This is a genomic window from Pseudolysobacter antarcticus, assembly GCF_004168365.1.
Classification (GTDB): domain Bacteria; phylum Pseudomonadota; class Gammaproteobacteria; order Xanthomonadales; family Rhodanobacteraceae; genus Pseudolysobacter; species Pseudolysobacter antarcticus.
Genome location: NZ_CP035704.1, coordinates 350,956 through 367,315 on the forward strand (window position 1 = coordinate 350,956; position 16,360 = coordinate 367,315).

Annotated in this window: 15 protein-coding genes; 14 read left to right on the plus strand and 1 reads right to left on the minus strand. The window is 59.6% G+C overall.

What is annotated here, in order from left to right; genetic code table 11:
* Positions 1-42: 42 nt before the first annotated feature.
* The 10 genes from gspD (at position 43) to ELE36_RS01590 (ending at position 11,664) form a co-directional block, all read left to right on the plus strand.
* Positions 43-2,142 (plus strand): type II secretion system secretin GspD, encoded by a 2,100-nt coding sequence (gene gspD, locus ELE36_RS01545; protein WP_129831418.1) that lies wholly within the window; start codon positions 43-45, stop codon positions 2,140-2,142.
* Positions 2,142-3,620 carry a type II secretion system ATPase GspE gene (gspE, locus tag ELE36_RS01550; RefSeq protein WP_129831419.1) on the plus strand — a complete coding sequence of 493 codons (1,479 nt, stop codon included), beginning with the start codon at positions 2,142-2,144 and terminating at the stop codon, positions 3,618-3,620. Before gspD ends, gspE begins: the two co-directional genes overlap by 1 nt.
* Before the next feature lie 96 nt (positions 3,621-3,716).
* Positions 3,717-5,135, plus strand: coding sequence for an APC family permease (locus ELE36_RS01555; RefSeq protein WP_129831420.1), 1,419 nt, complete (start codon positions 3,717-3,719; stop codon positions 5,133-5,135).
* 20 nt (positions 5,136-5,155) lie between these two features.
* Positions 5,156-6,364, plus strand: coding sequence for a type II secretion system inner membrane protein GspF (gspF, locus tag ELE36_RS01560; RefSeq protein WP_129831421.1), 1,209 nt, complete (start codon positions 5,156-5,158; stop codon positions 6,362-6,364).
* Complete coding sequence (gene ftsE, locus ELE36_RS01565; protein ID WP_129831422.1) at positions 6,361-7,041, plus strand: cell division ATP-binding protein FtsE; 681 nt, start codon at positions 6,361-6,363, stop codon at positions 7,039-7,041. Before gspF ends, ftsE begins: the two co-directional genes overlap by 4 nt.
* The gene (gene ftsX / locus ELE36_RS01570) at positions 7,038-8,045 is read left to right on the plus strand and encodes a permease-like cell division protein FtsX (protein ID WP_129831423.1); all 1,008 of its coding nucleotides are present in this window, start codon (positions 7,038-7,040) and stop codon (positions 8,043-8,045) included. The genes ftsE and ftsX overlap by 4 nt, the downstream gene beginning before the upstream one ends.
* A gap of 151 nt (positions 8,046-8,196) precedes the next feature.
* The gene (locus ELE36_RS01575; protein WP_129831424.1) at positions 8,197-9,039 is read left to right on the plus strand and encodes a response regulator; all 843 of its coding nucleotides are present in this window, start codon (positions 8,197-8,199) and stop codon (positions 9,037-9,039) included.
* A gap of 27 nt (positions 9,040-9,066) precedes the next feature.
* A complete protein-coding gene (ung, locus tag ELE36_RS01580) occupies positions 9,067-9,774 on the plus strand; it encodes a uracil-DNA glycosylase (RefSeq protein ID WP_129831425.1) in 708 nt (235 codons plus the stop codon).
* A gap of 273 nt (positions 9,775-10,047) precedes the next feature.
* Complete coding sequence (rpoH, locus tag ELE36_RS01585) at positions 10,048-10,905, plus strand: RNA polymerase sigma factor RpoH (RefSeq protein WP_129831426.1); 858 nt, start codon at positions 10,048-10,050, stop codon at positions 10,903-10,905.
* Between the two features lie 204 nt (positions 10,906-11,109).
* The gene (locus ELE36_RS01590) at positions 11,110-11,664 is read left to right on the plus strand and encodes a DUF3761 domain-containing protein (protein WP_129831427.1); all 555 of its coding nucleotides are present in this window, start codon (positions 11,110-11,112) and stop codon (positions 11,662-11,664) included.
* Positions 11,665-11,778: 114 nt separating this feature from the next.
* Here ELE36_RS01590 and ELE36_RS01595 read toward each other — a convergent pair whose 3' ends face one another.
* Positions 11,779-13,965: a primosomal protein N' gene (locus ELE36_RS01595; RefSeq protein ID WP_129831428.1), complete on the minus strand. Its 2,187-nt coding sequence runs from the start codon at positions 13,963-13,965 to the stop codon at positions 11,779-11,781.
* Between the two features lie 478 nt (positions 13,966-14,443).
* On the opposite strand from ELE36_RS01595, the gene ELE36_RS01600 reads away from it, so the two are divergent.
* From ELE36_RS01600 to ELE36_RS01610, 4 genes are read left to right on the plus strand one after another with little or no spacing between them, the layout of a single operon-like run.
* Positions 14,444-15,046, plus strand: a complete 603-nt coding sequence (locus ELE36_RS01600) for an RNA polymerase sigma factor (protein ID WP_129831429.1) — start codon at positions 14,444-14,446, stop codon at positions 15,044-15,046.
* Positions 15,039-15,428, plus strand: coding sequence for a DUF3619 family protein (locus tag ELE36_RS01605; protein ID WP_129831430.1), 390 nt, complete (start codon positions 15,039-15,041; stop codon positions 15,426-15,428). Before ELE36_RS01600 ends, ELE36_RS01605 begins: the two co-directional genes overlap by 8 nt.
* Positions 15,392-15,745, plus strand: coding sequence for a hypothetical protein (locus ELE36_RS20240; protein WP_165371423.1), 354 nt, complete (start codon positions 15,392-15,394; stop codon positions 15,743-15,745). Before ELE36_RS01605 ends, ELE36_RS20240 begins: the two co-directional genes overlap by 37 nt.
* Complete coding sequence (locus tag ELE36_RS01610; RefSeq protein ID WP_165371424.1) at positions 15,726-16,352, plus strand: DUF3106 domain-containing protein; 627 nt, start codon at positions 15,726-15,728, stop codon at positions 16,350-16,352. Before ELE36_RS20240 ends, ELE36_RS01610 begins: the two co-directional genes overlap by 20 nt.
* The last annotated feature ends 8 nt before the right edge of the window (positions 16,353-16,360 follow it).

The following is a 16,360-nucleotide window of genomic DNA, read 5'->3' on the forward strand; positions in this document are numbered from 1 at the left end:
AAATTCCTCGTATCCACTTTTATATAAAGCGAACTTGCGACAATGCGCATTCCCACCGTTGCCTTGCTGATCCTGTTCTTCGGCGCTTTTGCCGCGTTCCCCGTCATAGCGGCACAGAGCGGCACGGCCGCGCCTGCCGCGGCGAATCCGCCCGGCACGCATACGCTGAATCTCAAGGATGCGGATATCCAGGCGCTGATCGCCACGGTCAGCGAAATTACCGGCAAGAATTTCATTCTCGGCCCGAACGTGCAGGGCAAAGTCACCGTGGTGTCGGCGCGGCCGATGAAACCCGATGAAATCTACGATGTATTTTTGTCGGTATTGCGCGTGCACGGATTTGCTGCGATTCCGTCCGGCAGCATGATCAAGATCGTGCCCGAGGCGATGGCGCAGCAAGATGGCTCGGCAGCGCTCGACGGCAGCAATGCACATGCACCGGATGAGCTGGTCACGCAAGTCGTCACAGTCAAACATTTGTCCGCCGCCGAGCTTGTGCCGATCCTGCGTCCACTGATGCCGCAAGGCGGCCAGCTCATCGCGCACGGCAGCAGCAACTCGCTGGTGATCTCGGATCGCGCCGGCAACGTGCAACGCCTGATCGGCATCATCCAGCGCATCGATACGGTGTCCGATACCGATGTCGAAGTGATCCCGCTCGCGCATGCAAGTGCCGCCGAACTCGCGCGCACGATGACCCAGCTCGCCGACAATAAAACCAACGATGCCAGCGGTGAACAAGCAAAAATTTTCGCCGACGAACGCACCAATTCGATCATGCTGACCGGCGGCAAAAATGCACGCCTGCGTTTGCGCGCCTTGATCGCGCACCTAGATACGCCGTTGAACAATGGCGGCGATACCCAAGTGGTGTATCTGCATTACGCCAACGCCAAGGATCTGGTGCCGATCCTGCAAGGCGTCGCGTCGACGGTCGGTGGCGACGGCTCTTCCAAGCCGATTGCCGCTGCGGGCGCGGCCCCGGGTGCGGCCGCATCCTCGGGCGGCGGTCCCAACAACGTCACGATCCAGGCGCATGAGCCGACCAACGCGTTGGTCATCAGCGCGCCGCCGGCGGTGTTTCGCGCATTGCAGGCAGTGATTCGCCAGCTTGATATTCGCCGTCCGCAAGTCTTGATCGAGGCCGTGATTGCCGAAGTTAGTGATCAGGCATCGAGCCAAATCGGTGTGCAATGGCAGTTCTCACCGGGCACCAACAAGAACGGAAATCTCGCCTCGGGGATCATTGGCGGCACCAATTTGCCCGGTACGACTGCGGCCAACGGTATTCTCGCCGTTACGGCGGGTGGATTGACCGGTCTGTCCAACTTGGGCCAAGGGCTGAATCTCGGATATATCGGCGGCGCCGTTACATTGCCGGGCAGTACCACACCGATCATTCAACTCGGCGCATTGATCCAAGCGCTCAAGGGCGACGCCAAATCGAATGTGTTGTCGACGCCGTCAATCCTGACGCTGGATAACCAGGAAGCTGTGATCAAGGTCGCGCAGGAAGTGCCGTTCATTACCGGCAATTACACGACCAACACCGCCAGTACGGGCGGCGCCACGGCGGGCCAGATCGGTAACCCTTTCCAGACTATCCAGCGCAAGGATGTCGGTTTGACCCTCACCGTCACGCCGCATATCAACGAAGGCGATTCGGTGCGCCTGGACATCCATCAGGAAGTATCGAATATCGCGCCGCCCGTGCAGGGCGCTGTGGATATCGTTACCAACAAACGCGAGATCCAGACCAGCGTTTTGATCCTCGATAATTCGCTGCTGGTGCTCGGCGGCTTGCTCGACAATCAGGCATCCGACAGCGTGCAAGGTGTGCCCGGCCTTGCCGACATTCCGGTGCTTGGCAACCTATTCCGCACGCGCAGCAACTCACGCACCAAAAGCAGCCTGATGGTTTTTCTGCATCCGAAAATCCTGCGCGATGCCGCCACCGAAGCTGCAGTGTCGAGCGAAAAATACAATTACATTCGCACCGAACAATTGCAGATGCAGAACAACCCCGCTGCGCTCACACCGCGCAACCAGCAACCGCTGATTCCGGACAGCTACGATCTGCTCATGCAGCCGTCCGCATCGCAGCCCGCGCCGCCGGTGCCGAAGGCCAAGGGTAAGCAGTAATGAGCAATGCGCATCCGGCGCGGCCGAGCTTCGGCTTCGCGCGTCGCAACGGCGCCACCTTGACCGGCTGGCGCGAAGGTCACGCCGATGTCGCCGTGCGCACGGGCGTGAAACCCGAAGTGTTGGCCGAGTTGCGGCGTTATCTCAATACGCCGCTGAAACTGCAGATGCACAACGCGCCGGAGTTTGAAAAACTCCTGCGCTCGTTGTACGAACAAGGCGATGATGCACGCGCGATGGTCGCGGATTTCGACGACAACCTCGATCTCAAGGCGCTCGCCGACGAGCTGCCCGAACCGCAGGATCTGCTCGAATCCGAAGACGATGCACCAATCATTCGCTTGATCAACGCGCTGCTGACCGAAGCGGTCAAGGAAGGCGCATCCGATATCCACATCGAGCCGTTCGAAAATCGCCTCGTCGTGCGTTTCCGTATCGACGGCGTGCTGCGCGAAGTGCTCGCGCCCCAGAAAGGCGTGGCGCAGCCCGTGGTCAGTCGCATCAAGGTCATGGCTAAGCTCGACATCGCCGAAAAACGCCTGCCGCAGGATGGCCGCATCTCGCTGAAAATCGCCGGACGTCCGGTCGATGTGCGCGTCTCGACGATTCCCGCCGGACATGGCGAGCGAGTTGTGCTGCGACTGCTCGACAAGCAAGCCGGCAAGCTCGATCTGGCGCAACTCGGCATGGCCCCGGATACGCTCGGATTGCTCGCCGAAATGATCGAGCGGCCGCACGGTATTCTGCTCGTCACCGGCCCGACCGGCTCGGGTAAAAGTACAACGCTGTATTCGTCGTTGCTGCGGCTGAACGATCAAAGCCGAAACATCATGACGGTCGAAGATCCGATCGAGTATTACATCGATGGCGTCGGCCAGACCCAGGTCAACACGCGCGTCGACATGAGTTTCGCGCGTGGCCTGCGCGCGATCCTGCGTCAGGATCCAGACGTGGTGATGGTCGGCGAAATTCGCGACCTCGATACCGCGCAGATCGCGGTGCAAGCATCGCTGACCGGACATCTGGTGTTATCGACCTTGCATACCAATTCCGCGGTCGGTGCGGTAGCGCGTTTGCGTGACATGGGCGTCGAGCCATTTCTATTGTCGTCGAGCTTGGTTGGCGTACTTGCGCAGCGGCTGGTGCGCGTGCTCGATCCAGCCACTCGGGAAGCCTATACGCCGAGCGCCGCCGACCTCGCTGCGTTCGGCAAGGCCGGGTATGCGCCGGTCGAATTTTATCGCCCGGCGTCGGGTTTGGCCGGACGCCACGCCGGTTATCGCGGGCGCACCGGCATCTACGAAATGGTCGCGGTCGACGAAACCTTGCGTCGTCTGATCCACGAGGGTGCGTCCGAAGCCGATCTCGAAAAACACACACGCCTGCGCACGCCCAACATTCTTGAAGACGGCTGGAAAAAACTGCTGGCCGGTGTGACCTCGGCGGAAGAAGTGTTGCGCGTGACGCGCGAAGAATAGTCGCGCATCACAAGCTGGAGCTGCGCCAAAAACCAATGCGCCAATCAAGCGCGTATGTCGTAAAACCACAATAAACAACAAAGCGGGCGGGGATACATGCAAAGCGAAAACACGACATTCAAGCGCTCACTCGGCCTGCTCGACGGCACCATGCTGGTGGCGGGTTCGATGATCGGATCGGGCATTTTCATCGTCAGCGCGGATATCGCGCGCACTGTCGGCTCGGCCGGAAATCTGCTGCTGGTGTGGCTGATCAGCGGCCTCATGACGATCATCGGCGCGGTCAGTTACGGTGAACTTTCGGCGATGTTTCCGCAGGCCGGCGGACAATACGTCTATCTGCGCGAATCCTATAATCGGTTGATCGCGTTTCTCTACGGTTGGTCGTTTTTCGCGGTGATCCAGACCGGCACGATCGCCGCCGTCGGCGTCGCGTTCGCCAAATTCACCGCGTATCTCTTCCCGGCGCTTGGCGATCAGAACATCCTGTTCGCGGCCGGAAGTTTTCACATCAGCGCGGCGCAACTCGTGTCGATCGTGCTGATCGTGATGCTGACGTATTTGAACAGCCGCGGCGTCAAGGGCGGCAAGATCGTGCAGACCACATTCACTCTGGCAAAACTTCTGTCGCTCGCGGCGCTGGTGATTTTCGGTTTGCTGCTCGGCGCGAAGGCTGGCGTGTGGGATGCGAACTGGGAACATGCGTGGATCGGCGGCACGCGCGATGCTACAGGCGCAACCGTACTCGCTTCCACGACTGGCGTAGCGTTGTTATCGGCGCTGGCGGTGTCGATGGTCGGTGCGTTGTTCTCTTCCGATGCGTGGAACAGCGTCACCTTCATCGCCGGTGAAATCGAAAATCCGAAACGCAACGTGGGCTTGAGTTTGTTCCTCGGCACGGCCATCGTCAGCGCGTTGTACGTGCTGACCAACCTGATGTACCTCGCGGTGTTGCCGATGTCGGCGATTGCTTCGGCGGAATCGGATCGAGTCGCCGTGGCGGCGTCGCACGTGATCTTTGGCGGTACCGGCACGCTGGTGATCGCGGTGATGGTAATGGTATCCACGTTCGGTTGCGTCAACGGACTGGTGTTGAGCGGCGCGCGCGTGTATTACACGATGGCGCAGGACGGCGTGTTTTTCCGCAAGGCTGGCAACTTGAATGCCAATCGCGTGCCGGGCTACGGCCTGTGGATCCAGTGCCTGTGGGCATCGGCGTTGTGCCTCACCGGCAAATATGGCGACCTGCTCGATTACGTGGTTTTTGTCGTGCTGATTTTCTACATACTCACGATTGGCGGCATCTTTATCCTGCGTGCAAAACAGCCGAATGTGGATCGTCCGTACAAGGCGTTTGGTTATCCGATCCTGCCCGCGCTGTACATCGTGCTTGCTGTTGCGATCTGCGTGGCACTGCTGATTTGGAAACCGACTTTCACTTGGCCGGGGTTGATCATCGTGCTGCTCGGCATTCCGATTTTCTACGGTATGCGCGCGATAAATTCGCAGGCCTGATGTCGTCGCGATAACACCGCATGGGTACCTATTCTTACCAGGCGCTGGATACGAATGGCCGCAGTCAGCGCGGCATTCAGCAGGGCGACAACGCGCGCAGCGTCCGCCAAGCGTTGCGCGAGCGTGGACTCAATCCGCTCGACGTGGTGCTCGTGGAAAACAAATCCGGCCAGCAAACCATGCTTGGTCGGCGCGGACTCAACGGTGCTCAGCTCGCGTTGCTGACGCGGCAATTATCGACTTTGCTCGGCGCGGGTTTGCCGATCGACGAAGCGCTCGCTGCGCTATCCGAACAAAGCGACGGTGAGCGTTCGCGTGGCTTGCTTATATCGATGCGCGCAAGAGTGATGGAAGGTTCGAGCCTCGCCGCCGCACTCGCCGAATCACCGGAAAGTTTTCCGGAAATCTATCGCGCCTCGGTCGCGGCCGGCGAACAGTCCGGACGGCTCGATCAAGTGCTCGAACGCTTGGCCGATTACAGCGAAGCGCGTGATCTGCTAACGCAAAAGATCTGGGCCGCGCTCGCGTATCCACTGTTGCTGACGTTGGTCGCGGTGGCGGTGGTGAGCGGTTTGCTGGTGTATGTCGTGCCGCAGATCATCGGCGTGTTTGCGAACCTGCATCAGACCTTGCCTTGGCCGACGCGTGCGTTGATCGCGCTGAGCGAATTGGTCAAGGATTTTGGCTGGCTGATATTGATCGCGGTCATCGTCGCGGCGGTGAGCGGGCGCTTGGCGCTGCGTCAGAAAAAAGCGCGTTACGCGTGGGATCGAATGATGCTGCGATTGCCGCTGGTCGGCAGCCTCACGCGCGCCGCCAACACGGCGCGTTGTGCGACCACGCTGAGCCTGCTCACGGCGAGCGCAGTGCCGCTGCTCGATGCGTTGAATATCGCCGCGCAAGTGGTGCCGAATCTGCCGATGCGCGAAGCGTTGAAGCGCGCCGCGATCCGCGTACGGGAGGGCGGATCGTTTTCCAAGGCGCTCGGCGACAGCGGCTATTTTCCGCCTGTTGCATTGCGCCTGATCGCCAGCGGCGAGCGTTCCGGCGAGCTCGAACGCATGCTCGAAGAAGCCGCCAAACATCAAAACCGCGAACTCGATCGTTGGCTGTCGACGTTGACCGCGGTACTCGGGCCGCTGGTGATTCTCGCCGTCGGTGGGCTGGTGTTGTTCATCGTGCTCGCGATATTGTTGCCCATCTTCAACTTGAATCAATTGGTGAAATGATTCGCTTCGATCAAGTCACCAAACGCTACGACTCCGGCTACGAGGCGCTGCACGACCTGAGCTTCGAGATCGAAGCGGGCGAGATGGTGTTTGTCACCGGCCATTCCGGCGCGGGCAAAAGTACGTTGCTGAAACTGCTCGCATTGATCGAGCGGCCGACCCGCGGCAGCGTTGCGCTGGCCGGACAAAACCTCAATCAAACCCGCCGCCGCGGCATTCCGCGCGTGCGCCGCGGCATCGGCATGGTGTTCCAGGATCATCGCTTGCTGATGGATCGCAGCGTGTTCGAGAACGTTGCCATGCCGTTGCTGATCGCCGGTTTGCCGCGCGAGGAAACCGCCAAGCGCGTGCGTGCAGCGCTGGATAAAGTCGGCTTGCTCGAACGCGAAAAAGCCACACCGATTACCTTGTCCGGCGGCGAGCAACAACGTGTCGGCATTGCTCGCGCGATTGTCGCCAAACCGCCGCTATTGATTGCCGATGAGCCGACCGGAAACCTCGACCCGAAACTTTCCACCGAGATCATGGAATTGTTCGCCGAGTTTCAACAAGTCGGCGCGACCGTGCTGGTGGCGACGCACGATCTGCATTTGATCCGGCGTATGGGCAAGCGTGTGCTAGTGCTCGATCACGGTCGATTGATCGACGATTTTCGCCCGCCCGTGGTTGGCGCATGAATACGCGCAAGGCGACTGCGCCGCGCGTAAAAACGGTGCCGGCTGCGCGCGGCGCCAATCGCAGTGCGACACGGTCGCGACTCAACATCCGCGCGTGGCGTGAGCATCATGCCTACAGTTTTTTTTCCAGCCTCTACCGAATCGCTGCGCGTCCGGGCTGGACTGCACTCACGGTGCTGGTGATGGGCCTGGCATTGGCTTTGCCGTTGCTGCTTTTTCTGCTGCTGCAGAATGTGCAGGGACTCAGCACGGGCTGGCAGGAAGCGCGCGAAATCACAGTATTTCTGAAACCTGAAATCGATGCGACGGCGGCGACGCAATTTGCCGAAAATTTGCGCGCGCGCAGCGATGTCGCGATCGTCAAGATCCGCACGCCGGAAGAAGGCCTTGCCGAATTTCGCAGCCAGTCCGGATTTTCCGACGCACTGAAAGTGCTGCAAGCCAACCCGCTGCCGACGGTGCTGGTGGTGACCGCCCGCGAAAATTCGCGCGATAGCGGCAATGCCACGCCCGCGCTGGTCGGTCAGCTCAAATCAGATTCGAAGGTGGATTTGGTGCAATACGACGCAGCGTGGCGACAGCGTCTCGGTGCGATCCTCGCACTCGGTGCACGCGTGGTGCAAGTGTTGGCGGGATTGCTTGCGCTCGGTACCTTGCTAGTGGTCGGCAATACCGTGCGGCTCGACATTCAAAGTCGCGCCGCCGAAATCGGCACATTGCAATTATTGGGCGCCAGCAAGGGTTTTGTGCGCCGGCCATTTCTGTATATTGGACTCTGGTACGGATTGCTGAGCGGTTTTGTCGCGCTATTGTTGGTGCTGACGGTGCAACTGGCGTTGGGCGATGCAGTCGCACACCTGATCAGCAGCTACGATAATCGTTTTGCGTTTAGCGCACTCGGCTGGGTACCGGCGTTGCTGGTGCTGGTCGTGAGCGCCGCGCTTGGTTGGTTTGGCGCCTGGCTCGTGGCCAGTCGTCATCTCACGTTAGGTCAACCCGCTTAGAACCTGTTCAATATCTTACTGCGCGACCCTGATCGAGGGTCATGTGCTGCTCGAAATGCTCACATACAAAAAGTATGCTCCGCTTTCTCCGCTGCTCTTCACCTCGCTGAGGGCCGCTCGCTACAGATATTGAACAGGTTTTTAGGCAAGCATGTCGACAGCTACGCTCAATTCCAGCTACCTCACTGCGGCTGCACCAAGAGTCATGGTCGTGGATGGCTCCAAGGTGGTGCGCACCTTGATCCAGCAGATGCTGCTGGCGCAGATGCCGGGCGTGGTCGTGATTACGTGCGGCAGCGGTACCGAGGCACAACAGCAGATCGCGCAAGGCGCGGTCGACCTCGTGACCATGTCGTTGCGTCTGCCGGATATGGATGGTCTGGTTCTCGCCCATCATCTGCGCCATGAAGCAGGGCTCGCCTATATTCCGATCGTGGTCGTTTCCGGCGATGTGCAGGAGCGTTTGGAGCGACGCGAGTTTTCCGACGACGTCACCGATTATTTCGACAAATCCCTCGGCTTTCAGGCACTGACAGAATTCATTCGCGGTTATGTGCAGCCGAAAACCAAGGTCTCCGGCGACGTGCTGTACGTCGAGGACAGCCGCGTGGTGGCGCTCGCGGTCAGACGCATGCTCGAGAAGCACGGCTTGCGCGTACACCACGTCACAAGCGCTGAGGCCGCGGTCGATTGGCTGGAAACCGCGCGCAGCGAGCGCCAAGTGCCGGGCGTCGATATCGTGTTGACGGATGTCAACCTGCTCGGCGCGATGACCGGTGGCGAGCTGCTTACGCTAATCCGCACGCGATTCGATTACGCCAAAGGCATGCTGCCGGTGCTGGTGATGACGGGCGATGACAATCCACAAGCGCACGCAATACTGATTCGCGCCGGCGCGAATGATCTGGTGGTGAAACCGATCGAGGAGCAGCGCCTGCTGACCAAGCTGCTGTTCCAGATGCGTGTATCGCAGCATCAACGCGCGAAAGCGTGAGCGCATGCAACCATCGAATTGCCCGCCATGACCGATTCGCGGCTGAAGCTTGAAGCGTCCTGGAAAGCACGAGTCGGCAACTGGTTCGAGCGGCCGGAAATGCTTGCTTTGCGCGAGTTTCTTCTGGCCGAAAAAAATGCCGGGAAAATCATCTATCCACCGAGCTCTCGGATTTTTTCGGCACTGGATACAACGCCGTTCGAGCAGGTCAAAGTGGTCATTCTCGGACAAGATCCGTATCACGGTCCGGGCCAGGCGCACGGCCTGTGTTTCTCGGTGCTACCCGGCGTCGCGACACCGCCTTCGCTGGTGAATATCTTCGCCGAGATCACACGCGATCTCGGCATTCCGCGCCCACCGCACGGCTGCCTGATTCCGTGGGCGCAACAAGGCGTATTGCTGCTCAACTCGGTGCTTACGGTCGAGCGTGGTAATGCCAACTCGCATCAGGGCAAAGGCTGGGAAGGGTTTACCGATCACGTAATCGAGAGCCTGAATCGAGAACGCGAAGGACTAGTCTTCATGCTGTGGGGATCGTATGCGCAGGCCAAGGGAAAGTTGATCGATACGCGTCGTCATCTGGTTTTGAAAGCGCCGCATCCGTCGCCGCTGTCGGCATATCGAGGGTTTATCGGTTGCGGACATTTTTCCAAGGCGAATGAGCGTTTGCGTGACAATGGCAGCGTCGAAATCGACTGGTCCTTGCCCGCTGTGGATTCGATCGGATTGAGTTGATTGCGCGCCATCTGCTAGGTGCTGTCTGTCTGAACAGCGCTGGACTCCTGAGGTTTTTGAAACCGCAGATTTCGCAGCCGCCACGGCATTTTGTCGGCAACACAATGCCATTTACATTCGCTTGCATGACGATTTCACATTCTTTTCGCTCCGTTGGTGTACTATTCAGTTCAGTATTGCGCCGCAATAAGGGCGCGTACCGGAGAACTGAACTTTACGTATAGTTAGCACTCTAACCACCGGAGTGCTAATTGTCCGAAATCGGAGACAGCAATGAACAATTCTTTGGTAATCAATAGTCTGCCCGTTCCTAGCGCGTTAGGCTCGCTCGATGCCTATATCAATGCCGTGCATAAAGTAGCGGTATTGACGGTCGAGGAAGAGCAAGCCCTGTCGCGTCGTTTTGCGTATGACAGTGATCTGGCGGCGGCGCGTCATCTGGTGATGTCGCATCTGCGGTTCGTGGTGCATGTGGCGCGCGGTTACAACGGTTATGGCTTGCAGTTGGGTGATCTGATTCAGGAAGGCAACATCGGCCTGATGAAAGCGGTAAAGCGTTTTGATCCAACCCAGGGCGTACGTCTGGTGTCGTTTGCGGTGCACTGGATTCGTGCCGAAATGCACGAGTTCATCCTGCGCAACTGGCGCATCGTCAAGGTCGCCACGACCAAGGCGCAGCGCAAGTTGTTCTTCAATCTGCGCAAGTCGAAAAAGCGTCTGGGCTGGATGAACGACAAGGAAGTACAAACCGTCGCCAAGGATTTGGGTGTGCCAGCAGCCGTAGTACGCGAGATGGAATCGCGCCTCGGCGGCAAGGATGTTGCTTTCGATGCGCCCGCCGATAACGAAGACGATTTGCGGCCATCGCCGATTGCTTATCTGGTCGATCACAACGCCGACCCGTCGGACACGTTGGAAATCGAGAATCAGGAAGAGAGTGATCACGATGCCTTGCATCAAGGTCTGGCCCGTCTCGACACGCGTTCGCGCGACATCATCCAGCGCCGCTGGTTGAACGATGATAAAGCGACGCTGCAGGAACTGGCCGACGAGTACGGCGTTTCAGCCGAGCGCGTGCGTCAGGTCGAAGCGAACGCGATGAAAAAAATGCGTTTGCTGTTCGCCGCGTAAGGTCAGAAAAGAAGTTTGCAACGGCTCCTGCGGGAGCCGTTTGCATTTGCAAAACCGGCGTCACGCTTAAGCCGATTTCATTACCAAATCCGTAGTATTTCGCATATATCCCGTTCACGATTCTTCTGGCATGCTGGGAAGGCATTCAGCCTGTCGCGTGCGCGACTGCGCGAGCGCATTCCCTCTCAACTTCGGAGAAACTGGATGAAAGCCTTTATTGTGTCGATGACATTCGCTGCTGGCTTATTCGCCGCGGTCGCTAGCTACGCTCTGGCTCCTCCGTCGACTGCGCCGGCGGGCTCGACCGGTTTGTGCAAGGACGGAAGCTATTATTCGGGTGCGTCGAAACGCGGCGCCTGCTCGCGCCACGGCGGTGTAAAAGATTGGTACGGCGCAGCCGAAGCACCTGCTGATGCGACACCTGCACCCGCCGCTGCTGCGCCGGCACCCGCCGCAAAACCTGCGGCGACTCCCGCGCCTGTCGCGACGCCACCAGCAGCAGCGGTTGCACCTGCCGCTGCCGCCGCGCCGGCCGCCGCCACAAAACCCGCAAAGCCTGCCAGCAAAAACACTTTGCCGGCAACAGCAGCGGCTGGCGGAGGACCGGGCAAAGTCTGGGTAAACACCAGCTCAAAGGTCTATCACTGTTCGGATGACAGGTATTACGGCAAGACCAAGAAGGGCGAATACATGACCGAAGCGGATGCCAAGGCTTCGGGTGCGCGCGCTGAGCACGGCAAGGAATGCACCGGCAAGTAAGCATTGCTGCGTGACACATTCAAGGCGCAAGGCGATTGTCTTGCGCCTTGAGTCGCCTGCCAACGCCCAAGCAGTCGCCGAGATGTTTGCGAGTCGCGCAACAAACCAACTCGGTTAATACAAGTCCACCGGATCCACGTCCAGCGACCAGCGCACACGTTTGGCTTCGGGCAGCGCACGCAATTGGTTCAGCCACGCCGGTAGAAATGTCTGCAAGGTCGAGCGCTGATCCGCCAGTAACAACAGTTGTGCACGCTCGCGCCCGGCACGTCGTGGCATCGGCGCCGGCATCGGCCCGAGTGCCTGAAGGTTTTTGTCCGCCGTGCTAGCCAACGTAGTTGCGCGATCAAGAAACTCCTGCAGTGGAGCAAGACTGCTCGCGTCTGCACGCAACAGTGCGAGATGGGTATGCGGCGGAAAACCCGCGCCGCGCCGTTCATCAAGAATCTGCGCGGCAAGTTCGCGATAACCTCTACGCAACAGCGTTAGCAGCAGCGGATGCTCGGGATGATGCGTTTGCAACCATACCGTTCCGGGTTTGCGCGCGCGTCCGGCGCGCCCAGCTACCTGCACCACGAGTTGGCCCATGCGTTCGCCGGCGCGGAAATCGTGACTGAACAAACCTTCGTCAACACCCACGATCGCCACCAGCGTGAGATTCGGCAAATCGTGTCCCTTGGCCAGCATTTGTGTGCCGATCAGGATGCCGGGTTGATCCGGCGTGAGTTGCGCGAACAGTTGCTCCAACGAATCCTTGCGTCGTGTGGTTTCGCGATCGATGCGCACCACGGCTACGTGCGGGAAGAGCTCGATCAGCATATCCTCCAGTTTCTCGGTGCCCTGGCCCTGAGTTTGTAGCTGGGTGCCCTGGCATTCAGGACAAGCGATGGGCACCGGTCTATCAGCGCCGCAGTGGTGACAGCGCAGCCGATTTTCGCGTCGATGCAGCGTGAGTGGTTTATTGCAGCGGGTGCAGGTGGCGGTCCAGCCGCAGCCGTGACACAGCAGCACGGGCGCATAGCCGCGTCGATTCTTGAAGACCAGCGCTTGTTCGCCGCGGCCGATGCAATCGCGGATTGCGCGGATCAATTCCGTGCTTAAACCGTGCTGCAAACGCTGGCCGCGCAGATCGACGATGCGCGGTATCGGCATGCGCGCGGCGCCCGCACGCTCGCGCAATGGCAAACAGCGATAACGACCGGTTTCGACATTCGCTAGCGTCTCCAGCGACGGTGTTGCCGAGCCCAGCACGACCGAAACATTCAGGCTGCGCGCACGTACTAGTGCGAAATCGCGCGCGTGGTAGCGGAATCCTTCCTGCTGTTTGTAGGATGCATCGTGTTCTTCGTCGATCACGATCAGCCCGGCGCGCGGCAGTGGCGTGAAGATCGCCGAGCGCGTACCGAGTATCACTTGCGCTTCGCCGCGCGCTGCGGCCAGCCACGTGCGGGTGCGTTCACCATCGCTGAGTCCCGAGTGCAAGGCGTGCACTGCACACGGCAGGCGCTCGCGGAATCGTCGCAATATCTGCGGCGTCAGGCCGATTTCCGGCACCAGAATCAGCGCCTGTTGGCCGCGTGCGAGTGCCTGTTCGATCAGTGCGAGATATACCTCGGTTTTGCCGCTGCCGGTCACGCCTTCGAGTACGAACGGCGCGAAACGACCGTGCGCGGCGTCGATTTCGTCTACCGCGTGCTGCTGTTCGACATTCAACGGCGGCCCGATCATTGGCATATGCGGTCGGGCACGCGTAGTCAACGTGATGCCGACAATCAAGTCGCGTTTGCGCAAACTCGTCGCTGCAGCACGCCAGCCCGGCAGCGCATTGTCCAGCTCTGGATAAGTGCGCGGACCTTGCGCCAGTATTTGCAGTAGCAGGTTGGTGCGCGCGGTTGGCTTGCCTGCGGGCGAGGCGGCAGCGCCGGTTTCAGTCAATGCCAGCGCACGTTCGCCAGCTGCGGGCAACGGCTTGGCCTGGCGCAATCCAATCGGCAATGCACATTCGAGCACGGCGCCCAACGGGTACTGATAATAACGAGCGGCCCACATCAGACTGCACAGTAATTCTGCATCGAGCAGTGGCTGCGCATCGAGCAACATCAGGGCGGGTTTGAGCCGATGACTCGGCACGTTCGACTCACGCGCAATCTCCAGCAGCACGCCAACGCGCCGCGTGCGACCGAATGGCACCAGCACCCGGCAACCCGGAATCAACGCCGCGGCATCCACGTCCACGGGCGGTAAATAGTCGAACAGTTGCGGTAGCGGCACCGGCACCGCTACGCGCAGAACAGTGGGCATGCCAACCTCGATTTTTGACTTGGGAGCGTGTCCATAAAATAGTCTGTTGAGCGGGTGAAAAACAAAAAGGCGGAGTTGCGTAACTGTTGTGATAAATCCATCACAAAGATGCGCCAAGCATCCGCTATATATGAAGTTTTCTCCTTATCCACAACGCCTGTGGATAAGTCTGTGGATGAAAGCTGCGCGAGGCGCTAAATTGCGCGTCGCATAACGCTGCGGCTCAGCTTGGCGAATCTTTAACCAATTAGAAATATATATTTCCGATCAATAGGTTAGCGAGTGTATTCGGTTGTATACATGTGCGCATGTGACAGCGGTTGGCGGATTCTTGTAAATAGCTCAAGCCTGTGCAAAACCCGCTTGACAGCATCAAATTCGCGTGGGGCAAATATGGCGTCGCCAAGCACCAAGTCAACGCGGCTGCGGCTGGCGCGTTGTTGACGATACCTGCAAGCCTTTGGGCGATTCCGTTACCATGCATCAGCTACTCACCGCCATCAATGAACAGAGCTGGACACCACAACGGGTGGATACCGTAAAGGCCGACGAGCGCGCGCTCGACCAATTCCTCAAGGCGGTGGAACGACGCGCGTTGCGCATGGCCGATATGGCAACCGGCAATCGCGAGGAAGCACTGGATCTGGTGCAGGACGCGATGTTCGGTTTCGTGCGTCATTATGCCGCCAAACCGTCTGCGGAATGGGCGCCGTTATTCTATCGCGTGCTGGATAGTCGCTTGAACGATTGGCATCGCCGCCGTCGGGTGCGCAGTCGTTGGATGAGTTTTTTCAGCTCGGCGCCGGCGGATGATGAAATGGATCCGGTCGCGCAAGCGCCGGATCTGCAGGAACCCGGCCCGTTGGCACGGGTGGCTGGAAAAGAAATCGGGCAAGCGCTCGAAGCGGCCTTGGTGCGGCTGCCGCTGCGTCAGCGCCAGGCTTTTCTGTTGCGCATGTGGGAGGGGTTGGACGTGGCGGCAACGGCAACCGCGATGCGCTGCAGCGAAGGCAGCGTCAAGACTCATTTGTCACGCGCGCTGGCGCACTTGCGCCGCGATTTGGAGGCACATTATGAATGATCAAAATGATTTCGTATGGATTGCGCAAGCCACGACCGCGCTGGATGAGTCGGCCCGCGATCTGGATGCAGCGACCCTGTCGCGACTGAATCGTGTGCGCCAGGCCGCGCTGCAGCAAAAACGCAGTCGTCGCGTATCGTGGATGTTACCGGCTGGATTGGCCGGCGCCTGCGCGATGGTGCTGGCGATCGGCGTCTGGCACGGCGCTGTTCGTGAGCCGGCATTGCCGACCTTGCCAAACGCCGAGTTGGTGCACAGCGTGAATTGGAGCAACGGCGCCGACGATCTAGAATTGGTCGCGAATGAAGACAATATCGAGCTGTATCAGGATCTGGATTTTTATGCATGGCTAGACACGCAGAATCAGGAACACGACGGCTAGGTTTGCTGGTATTCGGGTTGGCTGCTGGCGCTGGTTCGCTTGCAGCGAATTCGGCGCCGCCGCCATCAGCTGACGTCAACAAGGCGCCGGCGTCGAGCGTATCGGCGCCGCCGGGCGCCGCAACAGCTACGGCCGCGCCCAAGCCAGGTTCGACCGCAATGCCGCCCAGTGCGGCGCTGCTCGAATATCTTGGCGAGTTTTCGGACAACAATGGGGATTGGACCGATCCCGCCAGTCTGGATGATTCCGGCCTGCTGGATCGGCCAGAGAGCAAGCGGCAAAAAGGCAGAAGCGATGATGGCACAGCACAAAATTAGCGGATTTTTTCTGCTGCTTTTGCTCAGCGTAGCGTTGCACGCGCAACAGCCACCGAGCGGCGCTGTCGTGCCGCAAGCGGCGGCGCAAAATGCGCCAGCGAGTCCGCTGGCGTGGAGCAGCCTGAGTCCCGCGCAGCAAGAGGTGCTCGCGCCGCTGAAAAAAAATTGGGAGCAGTTGCCGCCCGATGCGCAGCAACGCATGCAACGCGGCGCTTCACGCTGGACGCAGATGACGCCCGAACAACGTGGCAATACCCAGCAACGATTTCAGAAATGGAATGCGCTGACGCCCGAACAGCGCGGGCAGATTCGCGAGCGCTACCAACGCTTCAGCACCTTGCCGCCGCAACAGCAGCGCCGTTTGCGCCAGACCTATCAGCGTTTTGGTGCGCTGCCGCCAGAGCAGCGGCAAAAATTGCGCGCGCGCTGGAACAGCATGTCACCGCAGGAGCGTCAGGCAGCGCTTGCCGAAGCACGCACGCAAGCTTCGCCACAAGCAACACCACGCGTCGCGCCCAAAGCCGAGGATGCGCCGAAGCCAGTCAAAGCGAAGCCTGGCGCGCGAATGCATCCGAAGGCTGCAAGAGTCGACAAGCAACACCAATAACGCCGTTG